We start from the raw sequence: 22,900 nt of genomic DNA on the forward strand, positions 1-22,900 counted from the left end.
TGCCGCCCCCAGACTTTGTCACCCATGTCCAGCCACATACCGCATCTCCGATTCGGCAGCCCGATTCGCTGCTTTGTTCGCAGAATGCCCTCAAAAGCTGAGCAAGAAGTTAACAAAGTCCTGCAAACCGCCCTCAGGCGGCGGATTGCACAGCACCGGTCTTGAAGAAGGCCACCAGTTCCGCCAGCCCCTTCGCCTGATCCGCCATCGACTGCGCCGAAGCCGTGGTCTCCTCCACCAGGGCACCGTTGCGCTGGGTCATCTCATCCATCTCGGCTACCGACTGGTTCACATCGTCGAGGCCAGAGGCCTGCTCCTGGCTGCCGATGGCGATTTCCTCGATGATGCCGGCAACGCGCTTCACGGCATCAACGATGGCCTCCAGGCTGGTGCCGGCCTGGCGTACCAGCTTGGCGCCCTCGCGCACTTGGCCGTTGGATTCCGAAATCAGTGCCTTGATCTCCCGCGAGGCTTCCGCCGAACGCTGGGCCAGGTTGCGCACTTCCTGCGCGACGACGGCAAAGCCCTTGCCGGCTTCGCCGGCACGCGCGGCTTCCACGGAGGCATTGAGCGCCAGCAGGTTGGTCTGGAAGGCGATCTCGTCGATCAAGCCGACGATATCGACGATCTTCTGGCTGGAGCCTTCAATGCGGCCCATCGCCGTCACCACCTCGCCGACCACGCGGCCGCCGCCTTCCGCCGTATCGCGAGCCGCCACCGCAAACTGGCTGGCCTGGCGTGCATTATCGGCATTATGCCGCACGGTCGCGGTGATCTCCTCCATCGTCGCCGCCGTGCGCTGCAGGCTGGCGGCCTGGGCTTCCGTGCGCTGCGCCAGATCATGGCTGCCGGCGGAAATCTCGGCCGAGGCATCGCGCACCAGGCCGGCGGATTGCCCGAGCCGGCCGGCGAATTCGGCCAGCCGCTCGGCCAGCGTATTGGCATCCACCGCCAGACGCTCGAACACACCGCGATAGCCGCCATTGATGCGGTGATTGAGGTTGCCCTGCGCCAGCGCGCCCAGCATGCCGCCGAGATCGCCAAGCGCGCGTTCCACCGTGCCAAGCAGGCCGTTGACGCCAATGCCGAGCGTGCGCATCACGCCTTGCAGGGCATCGGCATCGATGCGGCGGCTCAAGTCGCCGTCATTCGCCGCCGAAACGATCTGGCCGATGGCCTGCTCCAGCAGGGCCTCCTGTTCCTGGCGCTCGCGCTCGAAGGCAACACGGCTTTCCTCCACTTCGCGCTGCAGGCGTTCATTCTCCTGGCCCGCAGTCTTGAATACATCGACGGCACGCGCCATGTCGCCGATTTCATCGCGCCGCGTGGTGTCGGCCAGCGTCACCGACCAGTCGCGATCTGCCAGCCGGCGCATCGCATCGGTGAGGCGGCCAATTGGTGCTGAAACCTGCGGCCCGACGAAGAAACCGCCAATCGCACCCGCCGCGATCAGGCTGATCAGCGCCAGCACGCCCAGCACCACCAGCACCATGCGGCCCTGGGTGGTAGCGGAAGCGGCGGCAGCATCGGCACGCTGGGAAGCGGCACCCACCACCACTTCGATCTTCTCGGCAAGCTGGGCTGCGCCATCACGCGCCTGCTTCAAGGCCACACCGGCAGTCATTCCCGTGCGCAATTCGCCACGACGCAGCTGGAACAGACTGTCGCTGGAAGAACCATAGGCCTGCAGATTGCCGGCTGCCGTGCGAATAGCTGAAACATCCATCTGCTGCCCGGCCAATTCCAGATCCTGCAGGATGATGTTGTTCAGCGTGGCGAACTCGCCCTGCAGCTTGGTCAGGTCGTCATTGCTTGGTGCCTGGGCGGCAACGCTCAGCACGCCAATCATCTGGTTGACCGCTGCGGCGGTTTCCATCAGCGCACGGGCCGCACGGACCATGCTGCCACCGGCACCACGCCCGATATCGTCGATGGCCTTGTCGGTCAGCGGCTTCACCAGCGCCTGGAAGTCCGCGAAATCAGCGGCGAGCTTGCCTGATTTCTCCTGCCGTTGGGCAATCCAGTCGAGCCGCGCCGTCACCGACCGGTTGATCTGCGCGATACGGCCCTGCAGGAATTCCACCGCCTTGCCGATCTCTTCAAGCTGCGCCGGTTCGGCGCCGCTCAGCTTGATCACCTCCAGGGTCTGCGCCAGGCGTTTCTGCAAACCTTCGAGTTCGCCAAGGACACGGACGCGTTCGGCATCATCAGCCGCCGCCGCCAGGGCCGGCGCGGCCGAGGTGAGTTCCGCACTCAAGGTCTTCATGCTCAGCGCCGCCACCACATCTGGCAGGCTTTCGCCGGTGATGCCGGCATAAGTCTCCTGCACCCGGCTGAAGAACAGGGCGGCCACACCATTGGAGAGCAAGGTGATCGCCGCCAGCACGGCAATGGCAATATTCAACTTCTGTCGGATACCGAGTCCCATGGCACTCCCCCTCCATTACAGCAGCAACGGCTTATCCGGCCCTTGTTCTGGCATGACAGGGCCTTTGACCAAGGTATAAGGGAGGCAATTGCCCGCTGCCAGCGACAGCCTCATGAAGAATACATATATCTAGGGTCGGCAACGCCACTCCTCCGCAACCTGTGGAGCCTGTGGAAAAAAGCCCTTGACCATCAGGCAGAACCAATTTAGAACATCGGTCGGGTTTCAATTTCGTTCCAAATCAGTGCTCCCAATCTTCTGGTTTCCCAGGCCGGAAAAGCACCGAGGCGGAACATTCAGGGCAAGGGAGAAAGCGGATGCTCACCCGCAAGCAACATGACCTGCTGATGTTCATTCACGAACGGCTGGAGACCTCTGGCGTCTCGCCTTCCTTCGAGGAAATGAAGGAAGCGATGAAGCTGAAGTCGAAGTCGGGCATCCACCGCCTGGTCACCGGGCTGGAGGAACGCGGCTTCCTGCGCCGCCTGGCGCATCGCGCCCGTGCGCTCGAAGTGCTGCGCCTGCCGGATTCGGCAGTGCCGCTGCGGGGTGGTACCGGCGCTGCTGTGGCCACCGCCTCCCGCGCCGCCCCGGCCCGCAACCGCCTGATGCCGCGCGGCACCGGCGACATGATGCAGCCGATGCAGGGTACCCCCGTCACGGTGAGCCCGTTCAATGCGCGCGACATCGTCACCCTGCCACTCTATGGCCGCATCGCCGCCGGTACCCCGATCGAAGCGCTGCGCGATCTCTCGACCCAGATCGACGTACCCATCGGCCTGCTCGGCAATGGCGACCATTACGCACTGGAAGTGGCCGGTGACTCGATGGTGGATGCCGGCATCCTGGATGGCGACACCGTGGTGATCCAGCGCAGCGACAATGCCGAGAATGGCACCATCGTGGTTGCGCTGGTGGATGAACAGGAAGTGACCCTGAAGCGCCTGCGCCGCAAGGGCAACTCGGTGGCACTGGAAGCCGCCAACACCGCCTATGAAACCCGCATCTTCGGCCCCGACAGGGTCAAGGTGCAGGGCCGCCTGGTCGGCCTGCTGCGCCGCTACTAAGCAGCACAGCGCAATCTTTCAGCGAAGGGCGCCGGCAACAACGGCGCCCTTTTTTTGTCTTCACGCTTCGCGGTTCTTTTATGGCTCGCCGCCGCCAAGATCGTCCATCGGCACCATGCTCTCGCCCCTGCCCGTCTGCGTCCCATTTGCCGCGCCATGGCCACGCGGCGGTGACCACGGCTTCAGGCCGCGCTCGGCGGCAACCTTGCGCAAGGTGAAGCGGCCATCGTCATGCAGATACAGCGCATGAGCGCCCTCGCGCCACAGATCGAAACGGTCGATCACCAGCCTGGCGCCGGCACAGCGGCCCCGCACCGGAAACGGCGCCACGACGATATCGGCGCGGCGGCAATCTTCCGCCAGCGCGCGTTCCTCGCGCGGCAGCGCAATCACCCAGCCTTTCAGCCGCGCGGTGCAACCTTCCGGTTCGCAGCGCAGGGAACCATCGGCACCCGTGGCCGGCGCGCGCCGCGCATTCGGCCAGGGCAGCAGGGCCGGTGCGCCAAGCCGGCGCCACCAGGTCTCGGCCTCGAAACCACGCGGCGCCGCATGAGCCGGCAGGTTGGCCGGGCTGCTGAAATAATAGCGCTCGGCATCATTGCCGCCGCGCAGGGCAATGCGGCGCGCATCACCACTGATCATCAGATCCGGCAGCGGCGTGAACAGCGGTGAAGCCAGGCCGGCGCAGATTGGCAGCAGGCCGAGCCAGCGCCAGGGCAGACGCCACAGGCAGAGCCATAAACCGCCGATAGCCATGGCGCCCAGGCTCCAGGCCGGCATCGCCGGTATGGTTGCCACCGCCCCCGGCCAGCCGGCGACCCACACGGCAATCGCGATCAGACCTTCAACACCCCAGCCCATAGGCACCAGGGCCAGGGCTTCGAGGCCGAACGGCATCAGCGCGAAGGCCAGCATGGCCAGCGGCATGATCCAGAACGATACCAGCGGAGAGGCAATCAGGTTGGCGATCAGCGCATAATCGGCGAAGCGGTTGAAATGATAAGCCGCGAAAAGCCCCGAGCCGATACCGGCGACGAAACTGCTGAGCAGCACGCCAGCGAGCCAGAATCCCGCCATGCGCAGCGGCCCGGCCTGCGCCCGCCAGCGCGAGAGCGGCTGCTCCAGGGCTTCATAACTGGCGATCAGCGCCGCCACGGCACCGAAGCTCATCTGGAAACCGGCATCGAGCAGGCTTTCCGGTGCCATCATCAGCAACAGCAGCGCGGCCAGCGCCAGACTGCGCAGACTGAGCGCCTGACGATCCAGCAACACCGCACTCAGCGCCAGAGCAACCATGAGAAACGAGCGTTGCGTCGCCAAGGCCGAGCCGGAGATCAGCATATAGGCAGCGGCGCCGATCAACGCCGCGATGGCGGCGATTTTCTTGATCGGCCAATGCAGCGCGGCATAGGGCGCCAGCGCCAGCAGGCCACGAATGACTGCGAACAGGATGCCGGAAACCAGCACCAGATGCAGGCCGGAAATCGAGAGGATATGCGCCAGGCCGGAATCGCGGAAAGCATCATCGATGGATTCCGGGATCGGGCCACGCACACCGGTCATCAAGGCGGCAGCAATCGCGCCATCGGCCCCATCGAGCGCGGCAAGGATGCGTTCGGTGAGCCGCTGCTGTGTATTGGCAAGACCAAGCCGCCAGGTATCGCCCCAGGCATCAAGTTCGGATGCCGGCAGTGGTGGCAGGATTTCCACTGCACCATTGGCGGTGCCTATCGCGCCGATGCGCTGGAACCAGGCGCTGCGTGCGAAATCGAAGGCACCCGGCATCACCGGCGCCGAAGGCGGCCCGAGCACGGCACGCAGGCGCACACGTTCGCCGGGCCGCAAAATTTCACCGCCCTGGCGCAGGGTGACGCGCAGCCGCACCGGTGTCGCTTCCGGCTCCAGCCTTTCGATCCAGGTCTGATCCAGTGTCAGGCGGTGGCCATGGTCGCGCGGCTCCACCAGCAGCACGCGGCCTTCGACCCAGCTTGCCGGCAACCGGCGTTGCAACACCGGCGCCGCCACATCCTCCGCCCGCTCTGCCGCCAGCCACAGGCCGCCGAGCACCAGCACCAGCGGCGCGCAAGCCACAGCCCAGGCGGGCCGGCGCCAGATCAGACCGAGCAGCAGCAGCAAGCTCAGCGTGAAGGCGATGCGCAACGGCAATGCCGCCGGTGCGCCGGGCAGCAGGAAATACAGGGCGATGCCAAGCCCAAGCAGAACCGGCAGCCACAGGAACCAGCGCTCGCGCTCGGCCAGCAGCACCGGCCAGGGGCGGAAGGCAGCAATCGCCTGGAAGCGCAGCAGCAGCCCATGCCGCAGGCTGGGCCAGAAACCGGTAAAGGGTGAGGATGGCGGCGCCATGGCGCGATCCTGTGCCGGATCGGCTGGCGGCGGCAAGCCGGCTTAAATCGGGAACGCCGACTTTAGTGGATCAGCGTTCCGGCCGCACGCGGCGGGCCTGCTCGCCCATGAACAGTTGTAGCTTGTCGACTGCCTGACGCGGCATCGGATCCTGACCACTAAGCATCAGCGACAGGGCCACGCGGCTCAAACCCAGCCGATTGGCGAGTTGATCGATCGAGATCGATGCCACCTTGCAGGCCTGCGACACCGCCACCAGCGAACCCTTCTCGACATAGAAGCGGCCCCAGGTTTCCTTCACATTCACCTTCTCCGGCACCACCGGCAACAAAGGCTGCCGCATGCGCGCCGGATCGAGGCGGATGCTTTCCGAGATCGAATAGCTGCTGGCCGGCGCCATGGTCGGCTGCATCGGCGTCGCGGACGGACGTGGCAGCGAAACACTCGGCATCGAGTTGGTGAATTCTTCCAGCCGTGGCGCCTGCTCGATGCCGGCGCGCAGCAGCTTCTCCACCGCTTCGATCAGCGCCTGGGCCGGCGGCGCCAGTTCATGCTCTTCGCCGAAGCGGTCGTAGTATTGTGAAATTTCCGACAGGCGTTCGAGCCGTCGCACCAGGAACTCGCGCGCGCCCAGCGGCAGCTTGCGGCCCGACTGGGTGATCTTCACCAGGTAGATACGCGTGGTATCTAGTTCCAGGATGATGACCTTCCAGCGGATCTTCGACAGGTGCTTGTTCAGCGGTTCCCGCTTGGCGATGTCGAATTCCGGAATACGGCCTTCCACCAGATCGACGAAGACATAGAAATGCTCGATCTTCTCGACGAAGCGCTTGTAGTCCTGGAAATGAGGGCTGGAGTTCGAGGAATCCTGGCAGAATGCCATCAGCTCACGGCTCTGGTTTTCCACCACGCCGATAAGCCGGAGGGTCTCCTGAACGACGGACTTATTCACCGTCACGCGACGTCAATCCTTGCGTCTGGGGGCTTATTTAGAACGATACTAGATGGGCAACCCTGGAACTGCAACCACGGACTGCGCGTGTTATCTGGGCGTTCAGCCGGCGTTCGGCAAGGGGCCAGAGTTGGGCAAGGAATGCGGCGCGCAGAACAGGCCTTCGCGGCGCATGTCATAGCAATAGGCGCGCGCACCATCGCGATCGATGAAACCGCCCAGCAGTACGCGCACGGTCTTGCCCCGGCTGCCACCGAGATCAACCTCGACATAACGGGGTGTCAAACCCTGTAGAATGGAAAAACGCTTCGATAAAGCAACCCAGCCGCGTTCAGCTTCACCCTGGTTCTTGAAGCTGGCAACATGGCCCGCGAAACGCGGTACCGGCGGCGGCGCTACAGGTGGCGGCGGTGGGGCCGGCATTGGTTCCGCCTTCACTTCCATCACCGGCGGCGGTGGCAAATCGACCGGCAAGGCAGCGGCGACCGGCAGTTCCGCCGGCTTGTCGGCATCAGCTTTCAGGCCGGAGCAACCTGCCAACAGCAGCACCAGGATCAGCGCGGCAGCGGCTGGCCGGTACGGCATGGCGTGGATCACTTGTCGACGAGGCGGAACATGTGGCGGTCGAGCAAGGCGCTGACCGAAACAGTCTTGGTGCTGCTGGCATCGCGCTCATTGATGAGCTGCACATGCACCACATCTTCGCTCGGAAATTGGATCAAGCGCGCCACCCGCCAGATGAAGCCCTGGGGCTGCTCGAAACGTTGGCCCGGAACGATGTCGGAAGCGGTGAACTTTGCCATCAGGCATCCCTGTAACTGTTGTTGCCAGCGTAGCGGATTCGCCACAGCCTGTGAACGCCCGCGAAGCACCTCAGCTCAAGCCGGATGTTGAATATTGAAAGTATAAATGCCGTTTGCCTCGGTGGCGCTCAGCAGCTTGAAACCAGCCGCCTCGCACAAAGCCGGAATATCGGCCTGGGTTGCCGGATCGGTGGCCTCCACGATCAGGCTTTCGCCTTTCGGTACCGCCTTCAGGGCCTTCTTGGTGCGCAGCACCGGCAGCGGGCAGTTCAGCCCGCGCAAATCCAGAACCTGGCTCATCGCCGCAACCCCATTTCACCCATCAATATGCAAGATTGGCCGAAACTTCACTTTCGCCCTGTTGTTTATATAATCACGGCGATAATTTTGGAAACCCTTGGCACCAGGCAGCCAGGACAATTGAGGGAGCCGGCCGCGATGAATGAGGTTTCGACGGCGCTGCTGGTGAATGGCGGCGGGTTGCTGCTGGGTGTAGTGTTCGGCGGCCTGGTGCAGCGGACCAATTTCTGCACCATGGGGGGCATCAGCGACCTGGTGCTGCTGGGCGATGGCAGCCGGTTCCGCGCCTGGCTGCTGGCCATCGGCACGGCCATCCTGGGCGCCCAGGGCCTGCATCTGGCCGGCCTGGTGAACCTGGATGGCGCCATCTACGCCACCACCAATCTCGGCTGGCTCGGAGCCCTGCTCGGTGGCCTGGTATTCGGCTTCGGCATGGTCCAGGCCGGCGGCTGCGGCAGCCGCACCCTGGTGCGCTTCGGCGCCGGTAACCTGAAATCCCTGGTCGCCCTGCTGGTGCTGGGCATCACCGCCTATGCCACGTTGCGCGGCATCATCGGCCCGGCGCGGCAATGGTTCGAGGGCCTGACCGTGATCGACCTCAAGGCGCGCGGCATCCCGACCCAGTCGCTGCCCGACCTGCTGGCCGCGCTGGGCCTGCCGGCCCGGCCCATGCGCATCCTGCTGGCGCTTGGCATCGGCGGCGGTCTGGTGGCCTATGCCTTAAGCAATGCCCGCTTTCGCGCCAAACCGAAACTGGTGCTCGGCGGCATTGGCGTCGGGCTGATAGCTGTGGCCGGCTGGGCCGTCACCGGCATCCTCGGCAATGATGAATTCGATCCGGTGCCTCTGGCCTCCGTCACCTTCGTGGCACCGGTGGCCGACAGCCTGCTCTACCTGATGACCTTCACCGGCGCCACCTTGAGCTTCGGTATCAGCACGGTTGGCGGCATGATCCTTGGCGCCTTCATGATGGCAAAACTGGATGGCAGCTTCCGTATCGAAAGTTTCTCCAGCCGCGATGACCTGATCGGGCATCTGCTGGGCGGCGCGCTGATGGGAGTCGGCGGTGTCTTCGCGCTCGGCTGCACCATCGGCCAGGGCCTCACGGGTTTTTCAACGCTGGCTCTCTCCAGTGTGATCGCCTTCGGCGGTATCTGCCTTGGCGGCGTGCTGGGCGTGCGCTATCTCGAAGAGGGCAATCTGCGCGATGCATTGCGCGCCCTGTTCGCGCCGCGCTGAAGGAATCAGATGAACGGTCTCGATGTTTCCTATGCCGTCGCCGCCGGTGCCGGTGCGCTGAGTTTCCTCAGCCCCTGCGTACTGCCGCTGGTGCCGGCCTATCTCTGCTTCGTCGCCGGCACCTCGCTGGACGAGATGCTGGAGCGCACCGAGATCGACAAGGCGGAAATGCGCCGCGTGCTGATGGCGGCCATCGCCTTCGTGCTCGGCTTCTCCACCGTATTCGTGATCATGGGCGCCTCGGCTTCGGCGATCAATCAACTGGTGGTGCAGCATCTTGAGATCATCGGCAAGATTGCCGGCGTGGTGATCATCCTGTTCGGTCTGCATTTCATGGGTCTGCTGAAAATCGGCCTGCTTTACCGCGAAATGCGTATCAATCCGGAGAACCGCCCGACCTCCTGGCTCGGCGCCTATGTCATCGGCCTGGCTTTCGCCTTCGGCTGGACTCCCTGTATCGGGCCGATCCTGGCCAGCATCCTGACCATTGCCGGCAGCCGCTCGGACCTCAGCTACGGCGTTTCCCTGCTCGCCACCTATGCCCTCGGCCTCGGCATCCCGTTTCTGCTCGCGGCCCTGGCGATGAAACCTTTCATGCGTTTCATGCAACGTTTTCGCCGCCATATGCGCAAAGTGGAAATCGCCGCCGGCAGCCTGCTGGTCATCACCGGCCTGCTGATCTTTACCAACAGCCTCGGGCAATTCAGCTATTTCCTGCTGGAAACCTTCCCCTGGTTCGCCACCATCGGCTGAACCGCAGCACCATGAACGCACCGCAAACCGGCCTTCGTCTTTACGCGGCCGGCAGCCTGCGCGCGGTGATGACTGAACTCGCCGCCACCGTCGGCATACCACTCGATCCGGTTTATGGTGCCTCGGGCCTGCTGCGCGAGCGCATCGCCGCCGGCGAACCCGCCGAAATCTTTGCTTCCGCCAACCTGCATCATCCGCAAGCCCTGAGCCAAGCTGGCGGCTTCGGGCCAGTGCAGGTTTTCACCAGGAATGAGATCTGCGCGCTCACCGGCCCGGCAGAACCCGCAACCACCGGCACACTGCTTGAGCGCATGCTGATGCACGATATCCGGCTCGGCATGTCGACACCGAAAGCCGATCCATGCGGCGATTACGCGCTTGAAGTGTTCGACCGGGCCGACCGGGTGCGACCGGGGGCGCGGGCGGCTTTGCACGCCAAGGCCCTGCAATTGACCGGCGGACCGGACTCTCCGATGCCGCCTGCCGGCCGGAATGTCTATGCCTGGCTGATGCAACAGCGCCAGGCCGACATACTGCTCACCTACCGCACCAACGCCCTGCTGGCGATGCATGAGAACCCCGCCCTGCGCCAGGTTCCGTTGCCTGCCGGGCTGGCGGTCAATGCCGATTACGGCCTTGTGATCGCCTGCTCTGCCCGCCCCGAGGCCCGGCGCTTCGCGGAATTCGTGCTAAACAGCAACGGACAGGCTATTCTGGCACGGCATGGTTTCGCTGGCCTGACCGGGAGATGAAAATGAAATTGAGCGCGCGCAATGTGCTGAAGGGCAAGGTGAGTGATGTAACCAAGGGCAAGACCACAGCCATGGTGAAGTTGAAGGTTGGCGACGCCGATGTCACCGCCTCGATCACCATAGAAGCCCTGAAGGAACTCAAGCTCAAGAAAGGTGACACCGCCTATGCGGTGATCAAGGCTTCCGACGTCATCATTGGCAAGTAAGCATGATTACGCGGCGGCATCTGATCGCTGGCGGTGCAGCCGTGGCTTTCGGAATGCCGCGTCTCGCCTGGGCGCAGGGACAGGCGGCCCCAGCGCGCGAGATCCTGGATGATGCCGGGCGCCGTCTGCGACTGCCGGCCAATGTCAACCGCATCTTCGCAGCCGGCCCGCCGGCTTCGCTGCTGCTGCATGCCCTGGCGCCGCAGAAACTGCTCGGCTGGACCACGCCGTTCCGCGATGCGGAGAAACCCTTCATGCCGGCAAGCTCTCTGGCATTGCCTGTGCTGGGACGTCTTACCGGGCGCGGCAACAGTGCCAATCTTGAAACTGTGCTGGCGGCAAAGCCGGATCTGATCATCGACTATGGCAGCGTCAACGCCACCTATGTTTCACTGGCGGATCGCATTGAAGGCCAGACCGGCATCCCCTACCTGCTGCTGGATGGCAGCCTCAATCGTCTGGATGAAAGCGTGATCGCGCTGGGGCTGGCGACCGGCGATGAAGGTCGCGCCGTGGAACTGGCCGCCTGGCTGCGCGACAAGATCGGCGACCTGGATGCGCGCCTGGCCCGACGCCAGGGCAAGCCGCCACGGGTTTATTATGGCCGTGGCCCGCGCGGCCTCGATACCGGGCTTGGCGGTTCGATCAACACCGAACTGATCGAGCGACTGGGGGCGGAAAATGTCGCCGCCGCGCTTGGCCGTGGCGGGTTGGTGCAAGTGAGCATCGAGCAAGTGCTGACCTGGGCGCCAGATGTAATCATCACAATCGATCCGAATTTCTTCGCCCTGCTGCGCCAGGACCCGATCTGGCGCAACATGCCGGCGGTCCGTAATGGCCGCGTGCATCTGGCCCCCGCCGTGCCGTTCGGCTGGATTGATTTTCCACCCGGCCCGAACCGCATCCTTGGCCTCGACTGGCTGGCGCGGCGGCTCTATCCCGACGTGTTCGATGACGATCCGCGCGACTTCGTCAGCGCAGCCTACCGCCAGCTTTACCACCGTGCGCCGGACAAGGCGCAGCTCGATCAGCTGCTGGCATGAGGCAATCGCCGGCATGAAGCGGCCACTCTTGGCTTTCATCCTGGCGGGTTGCGCACTGCTGCTGCTGGCCGTGCTGGGGCTGGCCGTCGGGCGTTATCCGATCAACTTGTTCGCCTCGCTGGATGCCACGGCGCAGGACGTGCTGTGGCGCATCCGCGCGCCACGCGTGCTGGCCGCCATCCTGGTCGGCGCGGCACTCTCAGGCGCAGGTGCCGCCTATCAGCAGCTTTTCCGCAACCCGCTGGTGTCGCCCGATATCCTGGGCGTTTCGGCAGGTTCGGCGCTTGGCGCGGTACTCGGCATCTTCCTGTCGCGCGATGTCGTCACCATCCAGGCCATGGCCTTTCTCGGCGGCATCGCCACGGTTGCCTTGGTCTACAGCATCGGCAATGCCATGCGCGGCCATGATCCGCTTTTGACTCTGGTGCTCGCCGGCGTACTGGTCGGGGCCTTGGCTGGTGCCGGCGTCGGCTTGCTGAAATACATCGCCGATCCTTACAACCAGCTCCCTGCGATCACATTCTGGCTGCTTGGTTCTCTATCCGGCATCGCACCGCCGGATTTGCTTTCCACCCTGCCTGCCGTGCTGATCGGCCTGTTGCCGCTGTGGCTGCTGCGCTGGCAGATCGACACGCTGTCACTGGGCGATGAGGAAGCCCGCGCGCTCGGCGTGGCGGTGCGCCCGGTGCGGCTCAGCGTAATTGCCGGCGCCACGCTGATCACGGCGGCAGTGGTATCCGTATCCGGTATCATCGGCTGGGTCGGCCTGCTGGTGCCGCATATGGCACGCCTGCTTGTCGGGCCACGCTTCGTGCTGCTGCTGCCGGCCTCGCTGCTGCTGGGTGGCGGCTACATGCTGGCCGTGGACACCCTGGCGCGTGGCAGCGTGGCGATGGAAATCCCGCTCGGGATTCTCACCGCGCTGATCGGCACGCCGGTATTCATCTGGGTGTTGCTGAAAGCACGGCGGAGCTGGCAATGACACTCAGCGCCAGCAATCTCGGCATCGGCTATCCAACACGGCGCATTGCCGAGAATCTCGACGTGACGCTGGCGCCGGGTGAAGTGGTCTGCCTGCTGGGGCCGAACGGCATTGGCAAGAGCACGCTGTTCCGCACCCTGCTCGGCCTGCAGCCGGCCTTGGACGGCAGCGTCACCATCGACGGCTCGGCTATCGCCAGCATGAGCCCACGCGACCTGGCGCGGCGCATCGCCTATGTGCCGCAGGCCCATGCCGGCTATTTTCCCTTCACGCTGCGCGACATGGTGCTGATGGGCCGCACCGCCCATCGCGGTATTTTCTCCGGCCCTGGCAACCAGGATCGCGCGGTGGCCGAGGCCGCAATCGATCGCCTCGGCCTGACGCATCTGGCCGAGGCGATCTACACGCGGCTATCGGGCGGCGAGCGGCAACTGGCGCTGATCGCCCGCGCGCTGGCCGTGGATGCCCGGCTGATGCTGCTGGACGAGCCGACCGCCAATCTCGATTTCGGCAACCAGGCGCGCGTGCTGGCGGAAATCCGCCGGCTTGCCGCCACAGGCATTGGTGTGCTGTTCACCACCCATGATCCTGACCAGGCGCTGGCTCATGCCGACCGCGTGCTGCTGATGGGGCCCGGCAGTCTGCTGGCACAGGGCAGGCCACAGGAAATCCTGACCGCCGAGAGCCTGCAGCGGCTTTATGGCATTGAAGTAACCCTGGTCGATCTGCCATTGCCCGGTGGCGGCAGCCGGCGCGTCTGCCTGCCTCTTCCAGATAGCGGGAAAACCGCATAACGTCGCGCCATGCTGTGCCGGCTTCTGCTCCTTCTGCCGCTTCTACTGGCTGCCGGTACCGCACCAGCGGCAGAGCCGCTGCGGCTGGCAACCGGCACCGATTATGCCCCTTTCGCCGATCCCAAATTGCCGGAAGGCGGCGCCTTGACCGAACTGGTGCGGGCGGCTTTCAAGGCATCCGGGCGGGAAACCACACTCACGCATACATCGTGGAATCGCGCCCTCGAAGAAACCAAGCTCGGGCGCTACGACGTTGCCCTGCCCTATGTGCCTTCCCCTGAACGGGCCGAGAGCTTCTTCTTTTCCAGCGTGCTGTTCAATATCGACAGCTATGTGCTGAGCAGCAGCGACCGTGATGCGGCAGCGAAAGCCATCGGCCCCGGGATGCCAGGACCACGTGCCTGCCTGCCCCTGGGCTGGACACCGCAGCCGGTTCTGCGCGGTTTGCTGGAAACCGGTGTGGCACAGCGGATCGACACTGCTGCCGCCGCCAGTTGCCTCAAGATGATCCAGGCCGATCGCATCGATTTCTTCATCGTCAGCAAGCCCGTTGCCTGGCACCTGATGCGGGGCGAGGAATTGCCGCGCCAACTGTTCCGCTTCTCGGACCAGCCGGTTGCACGCTCGTCACTGCATCTGATGGTGGCGCGCTCCAGGATCGGGGCTGAAAGCCTGCTGATGGAATTCGAGCAAGGCCTGGAACAGATCCGTAAGAATGGCATCGCCAGCGATATACTGGGGCGCCATGGACTGATTGAATAACCCAGCATGTGCGGTCGTTTCGCCCTTACCGCTACGCTGGAAGTGCTGGCGCAGATGTTCGATGTACCCGAACGGCCCAATCTGGCGCCACGCTGGAATATCGCGCCGACGCAGCAGACATGCGTGGTAACTCAGGATCCCAGTGGGCGGCATCTGGCCAGCATGCGCTGGGGCTTCGAGGGACCAAACGGCGCGCCCTTGATCAACGCACGATCAGAGACCGCTGCGGTCAAGCCGAGTTTCCGCGCCGCGTTAGCTGAGCGCCGCTGCCTGGTGCCGGCGGATAGTTTCTATGAATGGCAGCACCTGGACGAGAAGCGCAAGCAGCCCTGGCGCATCGGCATGAAAGGCGGCACGCCGTTCGCCTTCGCCGGCTTGTGGGAGAATGCCACAGATAAGGCCGGCCAGCCCTTGCAGCGCTTCACCATCCTTACCTGCGCGGCGAATGAATATCTGGCGCCGTTGCATGAGCGCATGCCGGTGATTGTGGCACCGGAAGATTACGCCCGCTGGCTGGCACCCGGCCCGGCGGCTGGCGATCTGCTGCGCAGCTTCCCTGACGAGCCGATGGCGCGCTACCGCGTCTCTGACCGGGTCAACAGCGTGAAGCATGACGATGCCGGTTGCTTCGAGCGGCTGGCGGCGACGGCGCTGCTCTAACCGCTAGAGCTTCAGCACTTCGCCCTGCACCCGCACATGATGCGATTTCAGGTCGCGCGGGCTCTTGCAGCCGCAGGCATGGGCGATGGCTTCCACATCATGCTGCACCGCCTTGGCGTAATTCGCCACACGCACCGCCTTGCGTGCCGGATCGAGGCCGCGCATGAAGCGCGGCTCGTTCGAGGTCACACCTGTCGGGCAGTGGCCGGTATTGCACTTCATCGCCTGGATGCAGCCCAGCGCGAACATGTAGCCGCGCGCCGATACAACGAAATCGGCGCCCTGGCACAACGCCCAGGCAACTTTGTCCGGTGTCAGCAGCTTGCCCGAAGCAATGATGCGGATGCGGTTGCGCAGGCCGTATTGGCGGCGCTTCTCGGCCAGCAACGGCAGAGCCTGCACGATGGACTGGCCGACATAATCGGCCAGCGGCGCCGGCGCGGCGCCGGTGCCGCCCTCGCCGCCATCAAGCTGGATGAAATCCGGTGCCTCCATCGGGCGCTCGCGCAGATATTCGAACAGGGCATCGATGAAGCGCTCGTCGCCCAGCGCCATCTTGATGCCCACCGGCTTGTTGGTGACATCGCGCACCCGGCCGATGAAATTGACTAGGCTGCGCACATCGGTGATTTCGGGATGCCGGCTGGGTGAGATCGAGGCCTTGTGCGCTTCGATCAGGCGGATGCCGGCAATCTCGTCATTCACCTTCGCCGCCGGCAGGATGCCGCCGCGTCCGGGCTTGGCACCCTGGCTGAGCTTGACACAGAACATCTTCACCTGCGGCAAGGCCGCGATGGCCGCCAGCTTGGTTTCGTCGAGCCGACCCTCCTTGTCGCGCACGCCATACTTCGCCGTGCCGATCTGGAAAATCACGTCGCAATTGCCCTTGAGATGATACGGCGACAGGCCGCCTTCGCCGGTATCGAGCCAGATGCCGGCAAGTGCCGCGCCCTCCGACAAAGCGGTGACGGCGGCGGATGACAGCGCGCCGTAGGACATGCCGGAGATGTTGAAGAAACTGTTCGGCTTGAACGGATTGCTCACCACACCCTTGCCGATCCACTTGCCGGTATAGGGTTCTGCTTCGTCGTCATTCACCGGGAAGGCGGAATGCAAGAAGTAGATATGGCCGGGCTGCTGCGCATCGACTTCGGAGCCGAAGGCGACATAGTTCGACACCGCCTTGGCCGAGCGGTAGACCCAGGCGCGGGTCAGCCGGTTGAATGGGCGCTCCTCCCAATCGGCGGTGAACCAGTATTGGCGGAAGTATTCGCCCAGGTTCTCCATGATGTAGCGGAAGCGGCCATAGATCGGAAAGTTGCGGCGGATCGCATGATCACGCTGCACCCAACGGTCATAGACATAGAAATAAGCAAAGGTGCCGCCAGCAATGGCGACGATCCCACCCAGCACCCACCACATGCTGCCCCCTCTAATAAGGTGAGACTATTCACTTTGTCGTTGCCGTGAGTATAGGCGGGCGGGTGCTGATTCGACCAGCACAGATGCGTGACGGTTCAGTTAGGCTTCCGCCACAACCATGTCAGTTCATGTTTGTTATGGTGCAGGTGCAGCAAAACGCCCCCGGGAATGGCGGCAAAGGCCGCTGCCGTGGCGTGGTCGGTCTCGCCCTGGAACTTCAGCGTGCAGATCATCCGCCGCGCCTTGTCGGCTGCAATCCAACGCTGCACCAGGGCGAGCAGCCGGGCGGGATAGCAGATCACGTCGGAGCAGAGCCAGTCGACCGCCGGTTCCTGGCGCGGATCGAGCGCGAAGGCGCTGCCCTGGCGCCAGGTGACGCCTGGCATGGCCGCCACATTGGGCGCCAGCGGCGCCTTGTCGATGGCATCCACCCGGGCGCCCAGGCTGGCCAGCACCCAGGTCCAGCCGCCGGGGCAGGCCCCCAGATCGATGGCCGTCTCACCCTGCTTTGGCATCTCGCCATGCAGCAGGGCAAAGCGGGTCAGTGCTTCCCAGAGCTTCAGATAGGCCCGGCTTGGCGGCCCCTCTCGATCCTCGGTGAAACTCCAGTCGCCATGGGGCAGCAGGCTTGAACATTGCCCCGATGCCAGCATGCGATCCGGTGCCAGCAGGGTGAAACCGCCCATTGGCGCTTTTGGCGGCAGGTCGCCGAAGCGCAGCGGCTTGGCCGAGACATGCGGCAGTTTTTCCTGGATCAGCTTGGCGCGGCGGTGATGCAGCGGCGCATAAGCCGCCCAGTTGCGCTGGATGCCTTTCAGTATCCCAGCCGCTTCGCCAATTGAGACAATCGGGAATTCCTGCGGCTGGTGCCAGATATTCGCGGCCCAGGCCGCTGCCACGGGCTGGCCTTCCGCCAGCAGCAAGCGGCCATGTTCGGCAACGATGTGCCGGTCCTGCAGTTCCTTGCGCAGTTCGGCCTCAAAGCCCTCTGCGGCGAGATAGCCGGTAAGCATGCGGCGTGACTACCGCGCCACCGCCAGCGATGCAAGCATTGTCGAATTAACGGCGGTTGCCACCCGAGCTGCGTGGCGGCGCAATCCCGGCGCCGGAAGCCGCGCCGGCGGCGGGAGACACGGTCATGTCAACCTTTGCGCCATAGAGCGACTGCTTGCTTATCAGGATCGAGGCGACACGGTCTCCGGCGGCCGAAAGATACGTCAACTGGCTGATCTCCGAGCGCACCACGGCCACCTCGGTCCAGCCATAATTCAGCATTTCGCGGCGCATGAAGTCGAACATGTCGTCGGAACTCGAATTGATCGAGTAGGACAGCCGACCGATCCAGCGATCACCCTCGCCAAGGATGATCGTGCGGTTGGTATCGAGATTATAGCCATCTGGCAGCGCAATGCCGGCAATCTGCGGCGGCGCGGCACGCGAAGCATTGTCAGCGCGGGTGCCCCCGCCGCTGCTGGTCAGCTGGTTATTGGCGCAGCCGGTAACTGCAAGGCTTGCGACTAGCAGTGCCGTCAGGCCAATGGCTCGAGTTTTCATGAACATACTCTCTCGGTCCCAGCGAATCGGATAGCGAAGAATTTACCATACTTGGACGTTCTCTGCTGCCCTGCAATTTCAACCCTGCCGACTAGGGTTTAGCCGAGCAGAATATCCTTGGCCCGGTTGATCTGGGCCGCCAGATAGGTGGAACCGCCATGATCCGGGTGGGCGCTGCGCATCAGGCGGCGATGCGCGGCGCGGATTTCCTCTTCCGGGGCGCCGGGCTGCAACCCGAGGATGGCATAGGCCTGGTCACGGCTCATGGTTGCCGGATCACCGGCAGCCTCGCCGGGTGGCGGCGCCTGATCGCGCCAATCCGCCCCCAGACGGCGCTCCAGATAGGCTTCAAGCAGCGCCACGCCATTCGGGTCTTCCACCGCCAGGGCAGTATGCAGCATGAACAGGCCCTGCGGATCCACATCATCCAGCCGCCGCCCTGCAAGCGGCCCCCGCAGCACCTCGCCTGTCATGGCACCGCTGGCATGATCCAGCCGCATGCGCAGCCAAGCTGTTTCGACGGCCGATTGCGGCGCGGCTTCAGCGGTGCTGCCGCCAGGCCCGCCGCCAGCTGCATCATAGCCGGTACGGGCGCGGTTCCAGGAACTGGCGCCGGGGCCGCCGAACCAGCCGCCGAACAGGCCAGCCAGCCGGCCCTTGCCGAACATCGCCGCCGAGCCAAGCGCCAGCAGGCTGGCCATGTCGATGCGGCCGCGCAGGAACAGAAAGCCGGCAAGACCACCGAGGGCGATGCCAAGCCCGATGCGAATACCCTTGGCCAGAACCTTGGGATCGGTCTGCATGAACAGCTTGCCGCCGAACAGGAACAACGCCAGCGCGGCCAGCCCGATGCCAAGGACAAGCGCCATCGGCTAGCCCAACTGGCTGGTGAGCCGGCGCACCTCGGCACCGGCATTGGCGGAATACTGGCTCAGTGCCTTGTAGCCACCGGCGGCATAGACCGCCACGGCGGTGAGCAGTTGCAGCAGCACCGACACCGAGCTGGCATCGAAGGCGCCGAAAGCGCCGCGCGTCAGCCGCGCCATATCCTTGAAGCAGGCCCGCGCGCGCGGCTCCTCGCCTTCCTGAAACGCGAAGATCGGCACGCCGAGCAGGCCAAGCTCGCCGGCCCGTGCCGCCACTTCATCGGGGCTCTCCTCCAGGCAATCGCCGACATAGACCAGCGCATTGACGCGGGCGCCATTCGCCACCGCCTCGCGCGCCTCGGCAGCAGTGTGACGCAGCACGCGCTCGATCTGGGTATGGCCGCCGACACATTCGACCTGGCGCATCAGCCGCAGCATCGCCGGCGCTTCCGACACCCAGGGCGAAGCCCGACATTCGCCCATGCCACGGAAAAACACGAGCTGGATATCCAGCCCGCCAAGACCAGCTACCGCCTTGAACATTTCAGCCTGGATTTTCTGCGCCTCGGTCCAGGTGGCGCCTCGGCTGGCAGTAGCATCCATGGCGAAGATCAGCCGGCCACGGCCGGTCTGCGGCGCCGGGCGCGGCGCCAGTGCCGCTTGACGCAGGAAAGCATCCACCGCCTTCGTATTCGCGGCAGCGGGCATCGATTGTCCTGGCTTGCCGCTCGGAGCATCGGTCATGCCAACAGATATAGAGAGCATGGCGCCGGTTTGCCAGGGCAGCGACGTCAGACCACCCAACCTCTGGGGGATTTTGGGGTTGGCCTGGGGCCTCACAGTGGCTAAGGTTGTCCCCGGCGGGGTGCTACGCGGCGCCCAAGACCGAATAAGAACCATTGGAGGAACACCTGATGACGCGTTTCACGCCCTTGAAAACTGTTGCGCTTGCGGCCATCGCCGCGCTCGGCCTCGCCGGCACCGCGCTGGCGCAGCCGAAGTCGCTGACGCTTGGCACTGCCTCGGTCGGTGGCACCTACTTCATCTATGGCGGTGTGGTGGCGACCCTGCTCACCGACACCATCGGCATCAATGTTTCGACGCAGCAGACCCAGGGTCCGAACCAGAACATCATCCTGGTGGAAGGCGGCAATATCGAACTCGGCATGACCACCATGGGCATCGCGCTGCAGGCCTGGAATGGCACCGGCGACTGGACCAAGGGCAAGAAGTTCACCAACATCCGCGCCCTGTTCCCGATGTATGACACGCCATTCCACTTCGTCACCACGGAGAAAACCGGCATCAAGACCGTGGCCGAAATGGCCGGCAAGAATATCGGCGCCGGCCCCAAGGCAGGTACGCCGGGCACCTACTTCCCGCTGATGTTCGATACCCTCGGCATCAAGGCTAACTGGCGCTTCGGCCAGGCTTCCGACATGCAGAACCAGCTCGCCGATGGCCTGCTGGATGTGTTCGCCTTCGCCGCTGGCCTGCCGATCGCCTCCTATTCGGAAATCGAAGCGCAGCGCCCGGTGCGCTTCATCTCCTTCACCGATGCGCAACTCGACATGCTGAAGAAGGCGATGCCGGAACTTTCCGACAGCGTGATCCCGAAGAGCACCTACAAGACCATGCCCGGCGACCAGAAGACGGTCGGCGTGTATAATTTCGGCATCGCGCACAAGAGCCTGCCGGATGACGTTGCCTACAAGATCGTTAAGTCGGTGCTGGAAAACAACGACCGCATGGTCAAAGGCCATGCCGCCGCGGTGGAAACCATTGCCGCCAATGCGTCGCGCAACGGCTTCCTGCCGTTCCATCCGGGCGCGGTGAAGTATTATCAGGAAAAGGGCATCAAGCTGAATCCGGCTGCCATGCCGCCGGCGAGCTGATCGCCTAAATCCTGCAACTATAAGGGCGCCGCCATCGTGGAAAACACGATGGCGGCCTCTTTGTATCAGGTGCTTGCGTAAACAAAAAAATATACGGGGGAAGTTAATGGCAACGGCACAGCAGGAAAGCGTCGATCTCGCCGCCGCTGACAAGTATGAATTCACCGGCTTCAAACGCGAATTGCCGGGATTGCCTGGGCATCTGTTCTACTGGCTCTGTGTCAGCTTCACGGTATTTCACCTGCTGGTGCTGAACGCCTTCCCCATCGACTCCATCATGTTCCGCGCCATCCATGTCGGCTGGGGCGGCGTGATCTGCTTCGGCCTCTATGCCGCCAAAGCCGGCCGCTCGCTCAACCGCGTGCCGCTGCTGGACTGGCTGTTCATCCTGCTCTCCATCGCCTGCGCCGGCTATGTCTCCTACTTCATCGACGAATTGCAATTCCGTGCCGGCGCACTCTATGAACCGGGCGATGTCGCCGCCGGCTTCGTCGGCACCTTGCTGATCCTGGAGATGACACGCCGCACCGCTGGACTGGCACTGCCGATCATTGCCAGCGTATTCATTCTCTATTGCTTCATCGGCCCCTGGTTGCCGGGGATGCTCTATCACAAGGGCTACAGCCTGCCGTTCTTCTTCTCCTACATCTATTCCGACCAGGGCATCTTCGGCGTCACCACCCAGGTTTCGTCCAGCTACATCGTATTGTTCATCACCTTCGGCGCCTTCCTCACCGCGTCGAAGGCCGGCGACTACATGAACGACCTCGCCGTGTCACTGGTCGGCTGGGCGCGTGGCGGACCCGCCAAGGTGGCCGTGCTTTCCGGCGTCCTGTTCGGCACCATCTCCGGCAGTGCGGTTGGCAATGTGGTGGCCAGCGGCATGATCACCATTCCGATGATGCGCCGCGTCGGTTATGACCGCTCAACCGCCGGCGCCATCGAGGCAACCTCATCGACCGGCGGCCAGATCACACCCCCGGTGATGGGCGCCGGCGCCTTCCTGATGGCCGAAATCACCGGTATTGCTTACACCGAAATCGCGCTGGCGGCGGTGATCCCCTGCCTGCTGTTCTATATCGCCTGCTATGTGCATTGCGATCTGCATGCGGTGAAGCATGGCCTGCGTGGTCTGCCGCGCAGCGAACTGACGCCGATCACCAAGATGCTGCGCAAGATCTACCTGCTGGCACCGATCGTGGTACTGATCTGGGCGCTGATGGCGGGTTACTCGGAATTCCGCGCCGGCACGCTGGGCCTTGTCTCCGCCCTGGTGGCAAGCTGGATCAGCCGCGAGCATCGCATGGGGCCGCGCGCCACGCTGGATGCCCTGGCCCTGGCGGCGCGCGAAACCGCGCAGCTTGTCGCAATCTGCGCCTGCGCGGGCATCATCGTCGGCGTTATCGCGCTCACCGGTGTCGGTGGCCGTTTCTCGCATCTGATCCTCAGCATTGCCGGCCAGAACCAGGTGCTGGCGATGTTCTTCGCCATGCTGATCTCGCTGGTGCTGGGCATGGGTATGCCCACCACGGCGGCTTATGCAGTGGCTGCTTCCGTTGTGGCACCGGGCCTGATCCGCATCGGCATCGAGCCGCTGGTGGCGCATATGTTCATCTTCTACTACGCGGTGATTTCATCCATCACGCCGCCGGTGGCACTGGCCTCCTTCGCCGCCGCCGCCATCGCGCAGGCGGATCAATGGCGCACCTCGATCATCGCGGTAAAACTGGGGCTTGCCACCTTCATCGTGCCGTTCATGTTCTTCATCAGCCCCGCCCTGCTGGCGCAAGGCGATCTGCTCACCATCCTGCATGTCGTCGCCACCGCTTCGGCGGGCGTGTTCTTCCTCGCCTGTTCCACCGAAGGCTGGCTGAACGGCCCGCTGAGCTGGCCGCTGCGCGTGGTGCTGTTTGCCGGTGCGATCTGCCTGATCGTGCCGGAAACCATCACCGACTTTATCGGCCTGGGCATCGGCATCGGCATCTGGGGCTTCCAGCGCGCCCGCAACGGCAGCGATCCGGGCGCCCATATCCCCTCGCCCGTCGGCCTGCGCTAGAG

Annotated in this window: 23 protein-coding genes; 12 read left to right on the forward strand and 11 right to left on the reverse strand. The window is 64.1% G+C overall.

Translation table 11 applies throughout. From position 1 onward, the window contains the following. Positions 1–133: 133 nt before the first annotated feature. On the reverse strand, positions 134–2,428 hold the full coding sequence (locus ACQY7X_RS20820) for a methyl-accepting chemotaxis protein (RefSeq protein ID WP_428247412.1): 2,295 nt from the start codon (positions 2,426–2,428) through the stop codon (positions 134–136). 317 nt (positions 2,429–2,745) lie between these two features. Between ACQY7X_RS20820 and lexA the strand changes: the two genes are divergently transcribed. Further along, on the forward strand, positions 2,746–3,495 hold the full coding sequence (gene lexA, locus ACQY7X_RS20825; protein WP_428247413.1) for a transcriptional repressor LexA: 750 nt from the start codon (positions 2,746–2,748) through the stop codon (positions 3,493–3,495). A gap of 78 nt (positions 3,496–3,573) precedes the next feature. Here the strand turns inward: lexA and ACQY7X_RS20830 are convergent, their stop codons facing one another. From ACQY7X_RS20830 to ACQY7X_RS20850, 5 genes are all read right to left on the reverse strand, one after another. After that, positions 3,574–5,859 carry a ComEC/Rec2 family competence protein gene (locus tag ACQY7X_RS20830; RefSeq protein ID WP_428247414.1) on the reverse strand — a complete coding sequence of 762 codons (2,286 nt, stop codon included), beginning with the start codon at positions 5,857–5,859 and terminating at the stop codon, positions 3,574–3,576. A gap of 70 nt (positions 5,860–5,929) precedes the next feature. After that, a complete protein-coding gene (locus ACQY7X_RS20835; protein WP_428247415.1) occupies positions 5,930–6,817 on the reverse strand; it encodes a hypothetical protein in 888 nt (295 codons plus the stop codon). 96 nt (positions 6,818–6,913) lie between these two features. Next, entirely contained in the window at positions 6,914–7,396 is a 483-nt protein-coding gene (locus ACQY7X_RS20840; RefSeq protein ID WP_428247416.1) for an SPOR domain-containing protein, read from the reverse strand. 8 nt (positions 7,397–7,404) lie between these two features. Beyond that, complete coding sequence (locus ACQY7X_RS20845) at positions 7,405–7,614, reverse strand: hypothetical protein (protein WP_428247417.1); 210 nt, start codon at positions 7,612–7,614, stop codon at positions 7,405–7,407. Between the two features lie 75 nt (positions 7,615–7,689). After that, a complete protein-coding gene (locus tag ACQY7X_RS20850) occupies positions 7,690–7,914 on the reverse strand; it encodes a sulfurtransferase TusA family protein (RefSeq protein ID WP_428247418.1) in 225 nt (74 codons plus the stop codon). A 138-nt stretch (positions 7,915–8,052) separates the two neighbouring features. On the opposite strand from ACQY7X_RS20850, the gene ACQY7X_RS20855 reads away from it, so the two are divergent. The 9 genes from ACQY7X_RS20855 to ACQY7X_RS20895 are packed head-to-tail and all read left to right on the forward strand — an operon-like array spanning position 8,053 to position 15,105. Next, positions 8,053–9,153, forward strand: a complete 1,101-nt coding sequence (locus ACQY7X_RS20855) for a YeeE/YedE family protein (RefSeq protein WP_428247419.1) — start codon at positions 8,053–8,055, stop codon at positions 9,151–9,153. Between the two features lie 9 nt (positions 9,154–9,162). Beyond that, entirely contained in the window at positions 9,163–9,906 is a 744-nt protein-coding gene (locus tag ACQY7X_RS20860; protein WP_428247420.1) for a cytochrome c biogenesis CcdA family protein, read from the forward strand. Positions 9,907–9,917: 11 nt separating this feature from the next. Continuing rightward, positions 9,918–10,658, forward strand: coding sequence for a molybdate ABC transporter substrate-binding protein (locus ACQY7X_RS20865; RefSeq protein WP_428247421.1), 741 nt, complete (start codon positions 9,918–9,920; stop codon positions 10,656–10,658). A 2-nt stretch (positions 10,659–10,660) separates the two neighbouring features. Next, positions 10,661–10,864: a TOBE domain-containing protein gene (locus ACQY7X_RS20870; RefSeq protein WP_428247422.1), complete on the forward strand. Its 204-nt coding sequence runs from the start codon at positions 10,661–10,663 to the stop codon at positions 10,862–10,864. 53 nt (positions 10,865–10,917) lie between these two features. Next, entirely contained in the window at positions 10,918–11,907 is a 990-nt protein-coding gene (locus tag ACQY7X_RS20875; RefSeq protein WP_428247423.1) for an iron ABC transporter substrate-binding protein, read from the forward strand. Positions 11,908–11,920: 13 nt separating this feature from the next. Next, complete coding sequence (locus ACQY7X_RS20880) at positions 11,921–12,889, forward strand: FecCD family ABC transporter permease (RefSeq protein WP_428247424.1); 969 nt, start codon at positions 11,921–11,923, stop codon at positions 12,887–12,889. Next, positions 12,886–13,683, forward strand: a complete 798-nt coding sequence (locus ACQY7X_RS20885) for an ABC transporter ATP-binding protein (RefSeq protein ID WP_428247425.1) — start codon at positions 12,886–12,888, stop codon at positions 13,681–13,683. The genes ACQY7X_RS20880 and ACQY7X_RS20885 overlap by 4 nt, the downstream gene beginning before the upstream one ends. Before the next feature lie 9 nt (positions 13,684–13,692). Beyond that, on the forward strand, positions 13,693–14,445 hold the full coding sequence (locus ACQY7X_RS20890; RefSeq protein WP_428247426.1) for a substrate-binding periplasmic protein: 753 nt from the start codon (positions 13,693–13,695) through the stop codon (positions 14,443–14,445). 6 nt (positions 14,446–14,451) lie between these two features. Then, positions 14,452–15,105 (forward strand): SOS response-associated peptidase, encoded by a 654-nt coding sequence (locus ACQY7X_RS20895; RefSeq protein ID WP_428247427.1) that lies wholly within the window; start codon positions 14,452–14,454, stop codon positions 15,103–15,105. A 3-nt stretch (positions 15,106–15,108) separates the two neighbouring features. Here ACQY7X_RS20895 and ACQY7X_RS20900 read toward each other — a convergent pair whose 3' ends face one another. From ACQY7X_RS20900 to ACQY7X_RS20920, 5 genes are all read right to left on the reverse strand, one after another. Beyond that, positions 15,109–16,527 (reverse strand): FMN-binding glutamate synthase family protein, encoded by a 1,419-nt coding sequence (locus ACQY7X_RS20900; RefSeq protein ID WP_428247428.1) that lies wholly within the window; start codon positions 16,525–16,527, stop codon positions 15,109–15,111. Positions 16,528–16,622: 95 nt separating this feature from the next. After that, positions 16,623–17,540 carry an SAM-dependent methyltransferase gene (locus ACQY7X_RS20905; protein WP_428247429.1) on the reverse strand — a complete coding sequence of 306 codons (918 nt, stop codon included), beginning with the start codon at positions 17,538–17,540 and terminating at the stop codon, positions 16,623–16,625. A 46-nt stretch (positions 17,541–17,586) separates the two neighbouring features. Next, positions 17,587–18,081 carry a hypothetical protein gene (locus ACQY7X_RS20910; protein ID WP_428247430.1) on the reverse strand — a complete coding sequence of 165 codons (495 nt, stop codon included), beginning with the start codon at positions 18,079–18,081 and terminating at the stop codon, positions 17,587–17,589. Between the two features lie 98 nt (positions 18,082–18,179). Beyond that, on the reverse strand, positions 18,180–18,950 hold the full coding sequence (locus ACQY7X_RS20915; RefSeq protein WP_428247431.1) for a DnaJ domain-containing protein: 771 nt from the start codon (positions 18,948–18,950) through the stop codon (positions 18,180–18,182). A gap of 3 nt (positions 18,951–18,953) precedes the next feature. Next, the gene (locus ACQY7X_RS20920; protein WP_428247432.1) at positions 18,954–19,691 is read right to left on the reverse strand and encodes a VWA domain-containing protein; all 738 of its coding nucleotides are present in this window, start codon (positions 19,689–19,691) and stop codon (positions 18,954–18,956) included. Between the two features lie 170 nt (positions 19,692–19,861). On the opposite strand from ACQY7X_RS20920, the gene ACQY7X_RS20925 reads away from it, so the two are divergent. Both ACQY7X_RS20925 and ACQY7X_RS20930 read left to right on the forward strand, forming a co-directional pair. Next, the gene (locus ACQY7X_RS20925; protein WP_428247433.1) at positions 19,862–20,842 is read left to right on the forward strand and encodes a TAXI family TRAP transporter solute-binding subunit; all 981 of its coding nucleotides are present in this window, start codon (positions 19,862–19,864) and stop codon (positions 20,840–20,842) included. Positions 20,843–20,948: 106 nt separating this feature from the next. Beyond that, positions 20,949–22,898: a TRAP transporter permease gene (locus tag ACQY7X_RS20930; RefSeq protein ID WP_428247434.1), complete on the forward strand. Its 1,950-nt coding sequence runs from the start codon at positions 20,949–20,951 to the stop codon at positions 22,896–22,898. Positions 22,899–22,900 lie beyond the last annotated feature (2 nt).

The organism is Ferrovibrio sp., assembly GCF_965278975.1.
In the GTDB taxonomy this organism is placed as follows: Bacteria; Pseudomonadota; Alphaproteobacteria; order Ferrovibrionales; family Ferrovibrionaceae; genus Ferrovibrio.

What these genes read in the sequence shown, in the direction of transcription:
- ACQY7X_RS20820 (WP_428247412.1), bottom strand. Translation starts at nt 2,428, where the DNA reads ATGGGACTCGGTATCCGACAGAAGTTGAATATTGCCATTGCCGTGCTG.
- lexA (WP_428247413.1), top strand. Translation starts at nt 2,746, where the DNA reads ATGCTCACCCGCAAGCAACATGACCTGCTGATGTTCATTCACGAACGG.
- ACQY7X_RS20830 (WP_428247414.1), bottom strand. Translation starts at nt 5,859, where the DNA reads ATGGCGCCGCCATCCTCACCCTTTACCGGTTTCTGGCCCAGCCTGCGG.
- ACQY7X_RS20840 (WP_428247416.1), bottom strand. Translation starts at nt 7,396, where the DNA reads ATGCCGTACCGGCCAGCCGCTGCCGCGCTGATCCTGGTGCTGCTGTTG.
- ACQY7X_RS20845 (WP_428247417.1), bottom strand. Translation starts at nt 7,614, where the DNA reads ATGGCAAAGTTCACCGCTTCCGACATCGTTCCGGGCCAACGTTTCGAG.
- ACQY7X_RS20850 (WP_428247418.1), bottom strand. Translation starts at nt 7,914, where the DNA reads ATGAGCCAGGTTCTGGATTTGCGCGGGCTGAACTGCCCGCTGCCGGTG.
- ACQY7X_RS20855 (WP_428247419.1), top strand. Translation starts at nt 8,053, where the DNA reads ATGAATGAGGTTTCGACGGCGCTGCTGGTGAATGGCGGCGGGTTGCTG.
- ACQY7X_RS20860 (WP_428247420.1), top strand. Translation starts at nt 9,163, where the DNA reads ATGAACGGTCTCGATGTTTCCTATGCCGTCGCCGCCGGTGCCGGTGCG.
- ACQY7X_RS20865 (WP_428247421.1), top strand. Translation starts at nt 9,918, where the DNA reads ATGAACGCACCGCAAACCGGCCTTCGTCTTTACGCGGCCGGCAGCCTG.
- ACQY7X_RS20870 (WP_428247422.1), top strand. Translation starts at nt 10,661, where the DNA reads ATGAAATTGAGCGCGCGCAATGTGCTGAAGGGCAAGGTGAGTGATGTA.
- ACQY7X_RS20875 (WP_428247423.1), top strand. Translation starts at nt 10,918, where the DNA reads ATGCCGCGTCTCGCCTGGGCGCAGGGACAGGCGGCCCCAGCGCGCGAG.
- ACQY7X_RS20880 (WP_428247424.1), top strand. Translation starts at nt 11,921, where the DNA reads ATGAAGCGGCCACTCTTGGCTTTCATCCTGGCGGGTTGCGCACTGCTG.
- ACQY7X_RS20885 (WP_428247425.1), top strand. Translation starts at nt 12,886, where the DNA reads ATGACACTCAGCGCCAGCAATCTCGGCATCGGCTATCCAACACGGCGC.
- ACQY7X_RS20890 (WP_428247426.1), top strand. Translation starts at nt 13,693, where the DNA reads ATGCTGTGCCGGCTTCTGCTCCTTCTGCCGCTTCTACTGGCTGCCGGT.
- ACQY7X_RS20895 (WP_428247427.1), top strand. Translation starts at nt 14,452, where the DNA reads ATGTGCGGTCGTTTCGCCCTTACCGCTACGCTGGAAGTGCTGGCGCAG.
- ACQY7X_RS20900 (WP_428247428.1), bottom strand. Translation starts at nt 16,527, where the DNA reads ATGTGGTGGGTGCTGGGTGGGATCGTCGCCATTGCTGGCGGCACCTTT.
- ACQY7X_RS20905 (WP_428247429.1), bottom strand. Translation starts at nt 17,540, where the DNA reads ATGCTTACCGGCTATCTCGCCGCAGAGGGCTTTGAGGCCGAACTGCGC.
- ACQY7X_RS20910 (WP_428247430.1), bottom strand. Translation starts at nt 18,081, where the DNA reads ATGAAAACTCGAGCCATTGGCCTGACGGCACTGCTAGTCGCAAGCCTT.
- ACQY7X_RS20915 (WP_428247431.1), bottom strand. Translation starts at nt 18,950, where the DNA reads ATGGCGCTTGTCCTTGGCATCGGGCTGGCCGCGCTGGCGTTGTTCCTG.
- ACQY7X_RS20920 (WP_428247432.1), bottom strand. Translation starts at nt 19,691, where the DNA reads ATGACCGATGCTCCGAGCGGCAAGCCAGGACAATCGATGCCCGCTGCC.
- ACQY7X_RS20925 (WP_428247433.1), top strand. Translation starts at nt 19,862, where the DNA reads ATGACGCGTTTCACGCCCTTGAAAACTGTTGCGCTTGCGGCCATCGCC.
- ACQY7X_RS20930 (WP_428247434.1), top strand. Translation starts at nt 20,949, where the DNA reads ATGGCAACGGCACAGCAGGAAAGCGTCGATCTCGCCGCCGCTGACAAG.